Here is an 11,151-nt window from a genome sequence, read left to right on the forward strand (position 1 = left end):
GTGACGAGTGATTAGCCGGCGATCTGACCAACGAACGGATTCGCGAAGGTGAAGAACAGAGCGATACCAACACCGATCATGGTTACGGCGTCGAGCAGACCGGCAACGATGAACATTTTGACCTGCAGCATCGGAACCATTTCTGGCTGACGAGCAGCGCCTTCCAGGAACTTGCCACCCAGCAGGCCGAAACCAATGGCGGTACCCAGAGCACCCAGGCCGATCAGCAGAGCAACAGCGATAGCGGTCAGACCAACTACAGTTTCCATCTTTCCTCCCGACTTTTACGTCGTATTGGTTAGGTTTTTAGTTTGAAGCGGTAAAACAAATCGTTTGGTACAGCATGCCCTTGCGGACTTTTTAAGCCCTCCCCCCGTACAGGCAGGGAAGGCTATCAGACACGCCAGGCGGTCTTAATGGTTATCTTCGTGAGCCATCGACAGGTAGACGATGGTCAGCATCATGAAGATGAAAGCTTGCAGGGTGATGATCAGGATGTGGAACACAGCCCACGCCCATTGCAGCACCACACCCAGGCCGCTGAGCCACAGCAGGCCGGAGCCGAACATTACAGCGATCAGGATGAACACCAGCTCGCCAGCATACATGTTGCCGAACAGACGCAGTGCCAACGAGATCGGCTTGGCGATCAGGGTGACGAATTCCAGCAGGAAGTTGACAGGAATCAGCAGGATCTGCACGAAGATATTCTTGCTGCCAAACGGGTGCAGGGTCAGCTCACCGATGAAGCCGCCCAGTCCCTTGACCTTGATGCTGTAGAAGATGATCAGGGCGAAGACGCAGAAGGCCATTGCCAGGGTCGCGTTCGGGTCGGTGGTCGACACGGCGCGGAACGGAATGTGCGGGTCACCGGAAATCAGGATGGCCAGCTGAGGAATCCAGTCGACCGGTACCAGGTCGACGGCGTTCATCAGGAATACCCAGACGAAAATGGTCAGCGCCAGCGGTGCGATTACCGGGCTACGGCCGTGGAAGGAGTCCTTCACGCTGCCGTTGACGAAGTCGACCATCACTTCAACGAAGTTCTGCAGACCGCCAGGTTGGCCGGAAGTCGCCTTCTTGGCCGCCATGCGGAAGATCAACAGGAAGATCAGACCCAGCGCGACGGACCAACCCAGGGTGTCCAGGTGGAACGCCCAGAAGCCCATTGCCTTGGCTTCTGCAGCCGAATGGGCGAAGCCCCAGCTGCCGTCTGGTAGTTGACCGTAGGTCAGGTTCTGCAAGTGGTGCTGGATATAGCCCGAAGCGGTTTCTGCTGCCATGGTTGCCTCAAACGCCCTAAGGTCTCGAAAGTCTTTTATTCATCAGCAGGGGCGCGAACCAGCTGACCAAAAGGGTCAACACGAAGACGCCGAATACTGCTAGCGGCGCCAGTGGCTTCACTCCTGCAAAGGTCAGTGCAAAAAGCACTGCCGTCAAAATCATCTTGCCTGCCTCGCCCGCGTAAAACGACTTGACGATAGCTTGTGCCGCCCGAGCCCCGCTGAAGCGAAAAGCCTTCCAGGCGAAATACACATTGGGCAGCCAGGCAATCAAACCTCCGCAAAGGCCTGAATATCCACTGACCGCCCCTTTCCACTGCCACAACACCAAGGTTGCCAGCAGCAGTACGACAAATTGAGCCAGCAGTACCGGAAAAACCGCCCAGCGATGGAAAGGCAGGCGGTTTGGCGTGCGTATTTCCATCACAACTGCTCCTCGGAAGTCGACCAACAAGTCAGCTATGACTTGGCATAATTTGTGCCGACAAAATGCGCGCAGAGTATAGGGGTGGATTAACCCCTATTCAACTCTTCGGTAGTGATTTCCGACTTCGCGCTACAACAGGAATTGTTTCAGCGGATGTGAGCGAGCACGCCTTGCAACTCGTCAAGCGAGTTGTAGCGAATAACCAACTGGCCTTTGCCCTTGTTGCCATGACGAATCTGTACGGCCGAGCCCAGGCGCTCTGCGAGCCGCTGTTCAAGCCGTGCGATATCCGGATCAGGTTTGCTCGGTTCGACCGGATCAGGCTTGTCGCTGAGCCACTGACGGACCAGTGCCTCGGTTTGGCGCACGGTGAGGCCACGTGCGACAACATGACGCGCCCCCTCCTCCTGACGATTTTCATCCAGGCCGAGCAATGCACGGGCGTGCCCCATCTCCAGGTCACCGTGGGCGAGCATGGTCTTGATCGCATCGGGCAAGGTAATGAGGCGCAGCAGGTTGGCCACGGTCACCCGCGACTTGCCCACAGCGTCAGCCACCTGCTGCTGGGTGAGCTCGAACTCCTGTTGCAGGCGCTGCAGGGCCATGGCCTCTTCCAGTGGGTTGAGGTCTTCGCGCTGGATGTTCTCGATCAATGCCATGGCGATGGCGGCTTCGTCGGGCACTTCGCGGACCATGGCCGGGATCGTGTCCAGGCCGGCCTGCTGGGTGGCGCGCCAACGGCGCTCACCGGCGATGATCTCGTATCGGTTGTCGCCAATCGGGCGTACCACGATCGGTTGCATCACACCATGGTTGCGAATCGAGTGCGCAAGCTCTTCCAGCGCCTCCGGGTCCATGTCACGGCGAGGTTGATACTTGCCACGCTGGACCAGCTCGACCGGCAGGTGTTGCAGTTCTTTCTGGTCGATCTTCACAGCCTGCTCTTCGAGCGCGCTGACGGAAGGACCACTGAGCAGTGCATCCAACCCACGTCCGAGACCCCGTTTCTTGACGGCCATACGGATTCCTTAAGTTGTTTGTGCAGTGCGTGATGGACGGCGTTGACGGCGTACCAGTTCCCCAGCCAGGGCCAGGTAAGCCAGCGCGCCCCGCGATTGCTTGTCGTAAGCAAGGGCTGGCATGCCGAAGCTGGGAGCCTCGGCCAAGCGAATGTTGCGCGGAATGACCGTGTCGTAAAGCTGAGGGCCAAAGTGCTCCTTCAACTGCGCCGAAACATCGTTGTTCAGGCTCAGGCGCGGATCGTACATGGTCCGCAGCAGGCCCTCGATCTTCAACTCCGGGTTCAACCGGGCGGCGATGCGCTTGATGTTATCCACAAGGTCGCTGAGACCTTCCAGTGCGTAATACTCGCACTGCATGGGGATAATTACGCCATCGGAAGCGACCAGCGCATTGAGCGTAAGCATCGACAGCGATGGTGGGCAGTCGATGAGGATGTAGTCGTAGTTATCGCGGATAGGCGCCAGCGCGTTGCGCAGACGGCTCTCCTTGACCTGCATTTCCAGCAGCACCACCTCAGCGGCGGTCAGGTCGCGGTTGGCCGGCAGCAACTGGAAGCCTCCGTGCTCGGAGTAGTGCATAGCCTGGGCCAAGTCGCACTCCCCGATCAGCAGGTCGTAGACCGAATGCTCGAGCTCGTGCTTGTCCACACCGCTGCCCATGGTGGCGTTGCCCTGCGGATCGAGGTCGATCAGCAGGACACGACGCTTGGTCGCAGCCAGCGAGGCGGCGAGATTGATACAGGTGGTTGTCTTGCCCACACCACCTTTCTGGTTCGCGATTGCGAATACCTTAGCCATTGTTGCGAGTGTTCCCAGTCATGCCTTGCGGCGCAGTATCAGCAGATGGCGCTGGCCCTGGCAACCCGGAACGGTCAGGGCCTGTTCGCTTTCCACTGTGAAGTCTGCGGGCAATGCTACCAGTTCATCGGCAGGATGCAGCCCCTTCATTGCAAGCCATTGCGTCCCGGTGTCGCCCAAGTGGCGGGTCCAGTTGGTGAAGTTCTCCATGCTGCTGAAGGCGCGGGAGATGATTCCGTCGAACGGTTGTGCCGGCTGGAAGGCCTCGACCCGGCTGTGGATAACCGTGAGGTTGTCCAGCCTGAGTTCCATTTTCACCTGTGTCAGGAAACGGGTTTTCTTGCCATTGGCGTCCAGCACGGTGACGCGCTTGTGTGGATGCAGGATAGCCAGCGGAATGCCGGGCATGCCACCGCCGCTGCCAACATCCAGCCAGTTTTCACGGTCGTTGTGGATAAAAGACATGACGCTAAGGCTGTCGAGCAAATGACGCGAAACCATCTCGTCCGGGTCGCGCACAGCAGTCAGGTTGTAGGCTTTGTTCCATTTGATCAACAGAGCCAGGTAGCCAAGCAGCTTCTCGTGCTGCTCGGCAGTCAGCTCGACACCAAGCTGGCGCGCACCTGTGGACAACTCTTCAGCGTGTTGAGGGGTGACCAGGGAACTCAAGCGCTTTGCTCCAATTCGCGGCCAGCGCCGCGTTTTTTCAAGTGAATCAACAACAGGGAAATCGCCGCCGGGGTCACACCCGGGATACGCGAAGCCTGACCCAGCGTCTCCGGACGGGTCTGGCTCAGCTTGCCCTGTATCTCCTTGGACAGGCCGGAAATCGTCGTGTAGTCGATATCCACAGGCAGGCGTGTGTCTTCGCTGGCGCGCAGTCGGGCAATTTCATCCTGCTGGCGGTCGATGTAGCCGGCGTACTTGGTGCGGATCTCGACCTGCTCGGCAACCTGTGGATCGATTACGTCACCGCCAGTCGCTTCGATCAGGCCGGCGTAGTCGATTTCGGGGCGCGCCAGCAGGTTGAGCAAGCTGTACTCGTGGCTCAGCGGAGTGCCGAACTTATCCACAATGGCCTGGCCTTGCTCGGTATTCGGCCGAACCCAGGTCGATTTCAGGCGCTGTTCCTCACGCTCGATACCGTCGCGCTTGGCGCAGAACGCGGCCCAGCGCTGGTCATCGATCAGGCCCAGTTCACGGCCCTTTTCGGTCAGGCGAAGGTCGGCGTTGTCTTCGCGCAGGATCAGGCGGTACTCGGCGCGCGAAGTGAACATGCGGTACGGCTCCTGAGTACCCAAGGTGATCAGGTCGTCGACCAGCACACCGATGTACGCTTCATCGCGGCGCGGGCACCAGCTGTCGCGACCTTGCGCACGCAGTGCAGCGTTGGTCCCGGCCAACAGACCTTGGGCACCGGCTTCTTCGTAACCGGTGGTGCCGTTGATCTGCCCGGCGAAGAACAGGCCGCCGATGACTTTGGTCTCGAGGCTGTACTTGAGGTCACGGGGATCGAAGTAGTCGTATTCGATGGCATAGCCTGGGCGCACGATGTGGGCGTTTTCCATGCCGCGGATCGAACGGACCAGCTCCAGTTGCACGTCGAACGGCAACGAAGTGGAAATACCGTTGGGATACAACTCATGGGTGTTCAAGCCTTCCGGCTCGATGAACACCTGGTGGCTTTCCTTGTCGGCGAAGCGGTGGATCTTGTCTTCGATCGAAGGACAGTAGCGCGGACCGACACCTTCGATCACGCCCGAGTACATCGGTGAACGGTCGAGGTTTGAGGCAATGATCTCGTGGGTGCGCGCATTGGTGTGGGTAATCCAGCAGCTCACCTGACGCGGGTGCATTTCGGCATTGCCCATGAACGACATCACCGGGATCGGCGTATCGCCTGGCTGTTCGGTCATTACCGAGAAATCCACAGAGCGGCCGTCGATGCGTGGCGGGGTACCGGTTTTCAGGCGGCCGACGCGCAGCGGAAGTTCACGCATGCGGTGGGCCAGGGCAATCGAAGGTGGATCACCGGCGCGACCACCGGAATGGTTTTGCAGACCAATGTGGATAAGGCCGCCGAGGAAGGTACCGGTAGTCAGTACCACCGATTCGGCAAAGAAACGCAGGCCCATCTGGGTCACCACGCCTTTGACCTGGTCCTGCTCGACGATCAGGTCGTCGCAGGACTGCTGGAATATCCACAGGTTTGGCTGGTTTTCCAGGATTTCACGCACCACTGCCTTGTAGATGGCGCGGTCGGCTTGTGCACGGGTGGCACGTACGGCCGGGCCCTTGCGGTTGTTCAGAACGCGGAACTGGATGCCGCTCTTGTCGGTGGCCAGCGCCATGGCGCCGCCGAGCGCATCGATCTCTTTGACCAGATGGCTTTTGCCAATACCGCCGATGGCGGGGTTGCAGCTCATGTGACCGAGGGTTTCCACGTTATGGGTCAGCAGCAGGGTTTTTACACCCATGCGTGCAGACGCAAGCGCAGCCTCGGTACCGGCATGGCCGCCGCCGATGACGATCACGTCAAAACGGGAAGGGAAATCCACCACGCACCTCGTGCCTGTTTTTGCGAATAGAGAAGGTAAGCGGACAAGTATAGGGACTTCACCCCCAGTAAAGAAACCGTCTGAGCAAATTTTGACCAGTCTGTGGATGAGTGGCAGACAACAGAAATCAAAGATGAAGAATTTAAAAAGCTTTGTTTTTATGTTTATTCTTATGCACAGCCTTTTCTGTGGATAAGGTCTTGAACCCCACGATTTCCGTAATGTAGAGAGAAATTAAACCCTGTGGCTGGAGTGCCATGAGGGCTATGGATAACGTCTTTTAGCCTGTGGATTAAATAGCTATTTACCCACAAGGGGGTTTTTCCTCAGAAAAAAAGCCTGCTTATCAACTGAGCTGAAGGCGAGTTTTCCACAGGGCTCCTGAGCACAGTTTTCACGCTGGGTAAGAAAAATTCATCGCGCAGGCGACCAGCCATGGTCAATGTGGGAGCGAGCGAGCCCGTGAAAAGGCCGGTACATTCGCAGAGAATCAGTGCTTGCAAGGGCCTGTTCGGGGGCCCACCCGCTCCCACAGGTGCTTGGGTCATCGGCCTGCACTCATCTTCTGCAATGAATTTCAGGCAAAAAAAAGCCGCTCCCTAAGGAGCGGCGCTTGACCTTGCCTGGCTGTGGATTACTTGCCGATGCAGAAGCTGGAGAAAATCCGCCCAAGCAGGTCATCCGAGCTGAATGCTCCTGTGATTTCCCCCAGCGCATGCTGTGCCTGACGCAAGTCCTCAGCCAGAAGCTCTCCTGCACCCGCCAAGGTCAATTGTGCATGGCCGTGTTCCAGGTGCTCGCTAGCCTGGCGCAAGGCATCCAGATGGCGCCGGCGGGCGCTGAAGCCACTCTCTGCAGTCTGTTCGTAACCCATACAGCCCTTCAGATGGTCGCGTAGCAGTTGCAGCCCTGTGTCGTCGCCCTTGGCGCTTAGGGTGATCGTCACGTGGCCGTCATCGCACTGCTCCAGCGCCACCTGCTCCCCACTCAGGTCAGCCTTGTTGCGTATCAGAGTGACCTTTGCCGGGTCGGGTCGCTGGTCAAGAAACTCGGGCCACAAAGCGAACGGGTCGCTGGCCTCGGGCGCAGTGGAGTCGACCACCAGCAGAACACGGTCTGCCTCGCCAATGGCCTTCAGGGCGCGTTCCACACCGATCTTTTCCACATGGTCATCGGTATCGCGCAAACCGGCAGTATCGACAACGTGCAGCGGCATGCCGTCGATGTGGATATGTTCGCGCAAGATATCCCGCGTGGTGCCGGCGATGTCCGTGACGATGGCTGCTTCCCGTCCGGCCAGCTGGTTCAGCAAACTTGATTTACCGGCATTCGGCCGACCGGCAATGACTACCGTCATGCCGTCGCGCAGCAAGGCGCCCTGCCCGGCCTCGCGCTGCACAGTGGATAACTCGCTGCGCACAGCATCAAGCATCGACAGCACGTGGCCATCGGCAAGGAAGTCGATCTCTTCCTCAGGAAAATCGATCGCCGCCTCGACGTAAATACGCAGGGCAATCAACGCCTCGGTAAGGCTGTGCACACGCTTGGAGAATTCCCCTTGCAGCGAGCGCAAGGCGTTTCGCGCTGCCTGGCTGGAACTGGCCTCGATCAGATCGGCGATGGCTTCGGCCTGAGCCAGGTCGAGCTTGTCGTTGAGGAAGGCGCGCTCGCTGAATTCGCCCGGACGGGCCAGACGACAGCCGACTTGTACACAGCGCTGCAGCAGCATGTCCAGAACCACCGGGCCACCGTGCCCCTGCAGTTCCAGCACGTCCTCGCCAGTGAATGAATTAGGCCCGGGAAAGAACAGCGCAATCCCTTCGTCCAGCACCAGCCCCTCATCGTCGCGGAACGGACCGTAATGGGCATGCCGCGGGGTCAGGGTGCGGCCGGTGATCAATTGGCCGGCCTTGGCAGCCAGAGGACCGGACAACCTGACAATACCCACACCACCACGGCCCTGAGCCGTGGCGATGGCGGCGATGGTTTCACGCACAATGTTCATGCTCGAAAGCCTCTACGACAAAACGACAGATAGCAAAAACGCCCCACTAGGGGGCGTTTTTTATTCACAGGCTAGCGTATTAGCCCGTCAAGCAGCAGCTTTTTTGGTAGCTGCTTCGATACGGCGAGTGATGTACCACTGCTGCGAAATCGACAGGCAGTTGTTCACAACCCAGTACAGCACCAGACCGGCAGGGAACCACAGGAAGAAGAAGGTGAAGATGATCGGCATCATTTTCATCACCTTGGCCTGCATCGGATCCGGCGGTGTAGGGTTCAGGCGCTGCTGGATGAACATGGTGGCGCCCATGATGATCGGCAGGATGAAGAACGGATCCTTGATCGACAGGTCGGTAATCCACAGGATCCATGGGGCCTGGCGCATTTCCACGCTTTCCAGCAATACCCAGTACAGGGCCAGGAATACCGGCATCTGCACCAGGATCGGCAGGCAGCCGCCCAGTGGGTTGATCTTCTCTTTCTTGTAAAGCTCCATCATCGCCTGGGACATCTTCTGGCGATCGTCACCGAAGCGTTCCTTGAGTGCGGCGAGCTTAGGTGCAACGGCACGCATACGCGCCATGGAGCGGTAGCTGGCAGCCGACAGCGGGAAGAACAGGCCTTTGATCAACATGGTCAGCACGATGATCGACCAGCCCCAGTTACCCAGCAGGCTGTGGATATGTTGCAGCAGCCAGAAGATCGGCTGGGCGATAAACCACAGGAAGCCGTAGTCGACGGTCAATTCCAGGCCTGGGGACAACTCTTTCAGCTTGGACTGGATCTTCGGACCGGCGTACAGCATGGCGCTGGTTTCGACCTTGCCGCCAGCCGGTACGCTGATAACCGGGCCGGTGTAACCGATGATGTAGTTGCCCTGGCTATCCTTGCGGGTCTGGACAACGTTGTTGTCCGACTTGGCTGGAATCCAGGCGGTCACGAAGTAGTGCTGCAGCCAGGCAACCCAGCCGCCGGACACATTTTCTTTCAAACTACCTTTGTCCATGTCCTTCATCGAGACCTTTTTGTAAGGCTCGGAAGCTGTCCACAGGGCGGCACCCAGGTAGGTAGCGGTACCGGTGGCAGTGCTGGAGGACGGATCGCCGCTGGCATCACGCTTGAGCTGGGCAAACATGTTGCCGCTCCACGCCTGGCTGCTCTGGTTGTCGATCAGATAGCTGACATTCAGGTCGTACTCACCACGCTTGAAGCTGAAACGCTTGATGTAGTTGACGCCGTTGTCACTGAACTTCAGGTCTACCACCAGTTGTTCCTGGCCGTCGGCCAGCTGGTAGCTTTTCTGTTCGGCGGCATACAGGGGACGGCCGCTGGCGCGGGCATCCGGACCGTCGGTGCCGGTCAGACCGCTTTGTGCCAGGTAAACACGCTCACCACCGTTGTCGAACAACTGGAATGGAATGTTCGGGTGGTCTTGACGGCGCGGGTACTTCGGCAGGTTCAGCTGAACGATGTCACCACCGACCGGATCGATAGCCAGTTCCAGAACGTCGGTCTTGACTCGGATCAGGTCCTTGCTGAGTGCGACCGGTGCCAGTTCGGCAGGGCTCGATTCGGCGTTGGCGCTCGGTACATCGGCGCTGGCACCGTTGTTACCGGCCGGCACGCCATCGGGCAAGCCCGGAGCAACAGTGCTGGCAGCAGTATTCTGAGTCGGCAGGGCAGCCTGGCCGTAGTCATCGTTCCACTTCAGGACCATGACGTAGGACACGACTGCCAGCGCGGCGATCAGGATCGTGCGTTTAATATCCATGATTACTCGGCTATCGAAGAAGTTCGGGAGGAAGGAGCGGGTGGAACGGGGTCGAAACCGCCGTCATTCCACGGATGACAACGCCCCAGGCGACGAACGGCCAGCCACCCACCACGCCAGATGCCATGGTTTTCGATGGCTTCATACGCGTAACAGGAGCAACTGGGGAAAAACCGACAGTGATTGGCCATCAGAGGACTAATGGCATAACGGTAAAACTGGATCGGAACGAGTGCCAGTTTACGCATCTTGGCTGTCTACCCCTGCGGAATTGGCGGTTACTGCTGGTGTCGGCCGGCTGCGCGCCAGGCGTTTCCAGAGCTTGCCAAAGTGTTGGTGCAATTCCGGGTTTTCTATCTCACCCAATCCCTTGCGCGCGACGATCACGATGTCCAGGCCGGCAAGCAATTGCTGGTTCAGACGAAAGGAATCGCGCATCAAGCGCTTGAGGCGGTTGCGTTGAACGGCGAGCTTGACACTCTTCTTGCCGATTACCAAGCCAAGGCGTGGGTGATCGAGGCCGTTCTCGCGAGCAAGGATCAGCAGGTTTTTCCCTGGAACCTTGCCGGTTGGGGAGTCGAAGACCGCTTTGAAATGCCGGGGTGTAAGCAGTCGCTTTTCCCGACTGAAGTCCTGACTCACCACCTGTGCCGAAAAATCAAATGGCCAGACGCTTACGGCCTTTGGCACGACGACGCGACAGAACAGCACGGCCGTTCTTGGTAGCCATACGGGCACGGAAACCGTGGGTGCGGGCGCGCTTGATGGTGCTTGGTTGGAAAGTACGTTTCATGGCGTGTTACCTGGTTTGTCGACGACGGGCCGGGATGGCCCCCTTTTTAAGAGACCGGCGATTCTAGAGAAAGCAAGCCCATAGGTCAATTTCCAACCAGTCATTCCATATAGAGCTTGTGATGGACGGTGCCTCCTGGATCGTGCCAAAGGGGTGCTTGATCGGACACCCGCATCGGGGACAACATGAAAAAAAAGAAGAGACATATAAAAAGCTTTTCTGAAGAACTTATAAATCTTAGGTGGATAACCTTCTGTGGATAACCATCCTTAGGCCATGAAATACGTGCTGTACAGAGTTTTACAACTTTGTTCTGAACCGGTGCTGCGGCTGTTCCCATCGTGAGTGAAAGCTGTGGATGAAAAGGCATGTTATCTACAGGCGAGTTATCAACAGGCTTGCGCCTGGGGTTGTGCATAGACCTCAGGCATGGTTATCCACAGACCTTATTCACAGAGCTGGAGCGCCGTTTTGGTCGATAAATGGCTGTTTTGT

The 11,151-nt window shown here is 58.1% G+C and carries 12 protein-coding genes; all 12 read right to left on the reverse strand.

All coding sequences use genetic code 11. The annotated features are described in order from the left end of the window. Positions 1-11: 11 nt before the first annotated feature. The 12 genes from atpE to rpmH all read right to left on the reverse strand — a co-directional run bounded on the left by atpE (position 12) and on the right by rpmH (position 10,656). On the reverse strand, positions 12-269 hold the full coding sequence (atpE, locus tag QCL51_RS25115) for a F0F1 ATP synthase subunit C (protein ID WP_003097235.1): 258 nt from the start codon (positions 267-269) through the stop codon (positions 12-14). 144 nt (positions 270-413) lie between these two features. Beyond that, the gene (gene atpB, locus QCL51_RS25120; protein WP_003253188.1) at positions 414-1,283 is read right to left on the reverse strand and encodes a F0F1 ATP synthase subunit A; all 870 of its coding nucleotides are present in this window, start codon (positions 1,281-1,283) and stop codon (positions 414-416) included. Between the two features lie 16 nt (positions 1,284-1,299). After that, complete coding sequence (locus QCL51_RS25125) at positions 1,300-1,707, reverse strand: F0F1 ATP synthase subunit I (protein WP_008092225.1); 408 nt, start codon at positions 1,705-1,707, stop codon at positions 1,300-1,302. Between the two features lie 149 nt (positions 1,708-1,856). Then, positions 1,857-2,729: a ParB/RepB/Spo0J family partition protein gene (locus QCL51_RS25130; RefSeq protein ID WP_003253185.1), complete on the reverse strand. Its 873-nt coding sequence runs from the start codon at positions 2,727-2,729 to the stop codon at positions 1,857-1,859. Between the two features lie 9 nt (positions 2,730-2,738). Then, the gene (locus QCL51_RS25135) at positions 2,739-3,530 is read right to left on the reverse strand and encodes a ParA family protein (RefSeq protein WP_003253182.1); all 792 of its coding nucleotides are present in this window, start codon (positions 3,528-3,530) and stop codon (positions 2,739-2,741) included. A gap of 18 nt (positions 3,531-3,548) precedes the next feature. After that, positions 3,549-4,199, reverse strand: a complete 651-nt coding sequence (rsmG, locus tag QCL51_RS25140; protein ID WP_021785311.1) for a 16S rRNA (guanine(527)-N(7))-methyltransferase RsmG — start codon at positions 4,197-4,199, stop codon at positions 3,549-3,551. Beyond that, a complete protein-coding gene (gene mnmG, locus QCL51_RS25145; protein WP_031322773.1) occupies positions 4,196-6,088 on the reverse strand; it encodes a tRNA uridine-5-carboxymethylaminomethyl(34) synthesis enzyme MnmG in 1,893 nt (630 codons plus the stop codon). Before mnmG ends, rsmG begins: the two co-directional genes overlap by 4 nt. A 634-nt stretch (positions 6,089-6,722) precedes the next feature. Continuing rightward, positions 6,723-8,093 (reverse strand): tRNA uridine-5-carboxymethylaminomethyl(34) synthesis GTPase MnmE, encoded by a 1,371-nt coding sequence (mnmE, locus tag QCL51_RS25150; RefSeq protein WP_021785313.1) that lies wholly within the window; start codon positions 8,091-8,093, stop codon positions 6,723-6,725. Between the two features lie 87 nt (positions 8,094-8,180). Further along, a complete protein-coding gene (gene yidC, locus QCL51_RS25155) occupies positions 8,181-9,863 on the reverse strand; it encodes a membrane protein insertase YidC (RefSeq protein ID WP_021785314.1) in 1,683 nt (560 codons plus the stop codon). Between the two features lie 2 nt (positions 9,864-9,865). Then, the gene (gene yidD / locus QCL51_RS25160) at positions 9,866-10,111 is read right to left on the reverse strand and encodes a membrane protein insertion efficiency factor YidD (protein ID WP_003253169.1); all 246 of its coding nucleotides are present in this window, start codon (positions 10,109-10,111) and stop codon (positions 9,866-9,868) included. After that, positions 10,104-10,508, reverse strand: coding sequence for a ribonuclease P protein component (gene rnpA / locus QCL51_RS25165; RefSeq protein ID WP_003253166.1), 405 nt, complete (start codon positions 10,506-10,508; stop codon positions 10,104-10,106). The genes yidD and rnpA overlap by 8 nt, the downstream gene beginning before the upstream one ends. Positions 10,509-10,521: 13 nt before the next feature. Next, entirely contained in the window at positions 10,522-10,656 is a 135-nt protein-coding gene (rpmH, locus tag QCL51_RS25170) for a 50S ribosomal protein L34 (protein ID WP_003253163.1), read from the reverse strand. Positions 10,657-11,151 lie beyond the last annotated feature (495 nt).

It is taken from the genome of Pseudomonas sp. LTR0 (assembly GCF_036630035.1).
Taxonomy (GTDB): domain Bacteria; phylum Pseudomonadota; class Gammaproteobacteria; order Pseudomonadales; family Pseudomonadaceae; genus Aquipseudomonas; species Aquipseudomonas putida_Y.

Coding starts and splice junctions, on each gene's coding strand:
- atpE (WP_003097235.1), bottom strand. CDS start 269: ATGGAAACTGTAGTTGGTCTGACCGCTATCGCTGTTGCTCTGCTGATC.
- atpB (WP_003253188.1), bottom strand. CDS start 1,283: ATGGCAGCAGAAACCGCTTCGGGCTATATCCAGCACCACTTGCAGAAC.
- QCL51_RS25125 (WP_008092225.1), bottom strand. CDS start 1,707: ATGGAAATACGCACGCCAAACCGCCTGCCTTTCCATCGCTGGGCGGTT.
- QCL51_RS25130 (WP_003253185.1), bottom strand. CDS start 2,729: ATGGCCGTCAAGAAACGGGGTCTCGGACGTGGGTTGGATGCACTGCTC.
- QCL51_RS25135 (WP_003253182.1), bottom strand. CDS start 3,530: ATGGCTAAGGTATTCGCAATCGCGAACCAGAAAGGTGGTGTGGGCAAG.
- mnmE (WP_021785313.1), bottom strand. CDS start 8,093: ATGAACATTGTGCGTGAAACCATCGCCGCCATCGCCACGGCTCAGGGC.
- yidC (WP_021785314.1), bottom strand. CDS start 9,863: ATGGATATTAAACGCACGATCCTGATCGCCGCGCTGGCAGTCGTGTCC.
- yidD (WP_003253169.1), bottom strand. CDS start 10,111: ATGCGTAAACTGGCACTCGTTCCGATCCAGTTTTACCGTTATGCCATT.
- rpmH (WP_003253163.1), bottom strand. CDS start 10,656: ATGAAACGTACTTTCCAACCAAGCACCATCAAGCGCGCCCGCACCCAC.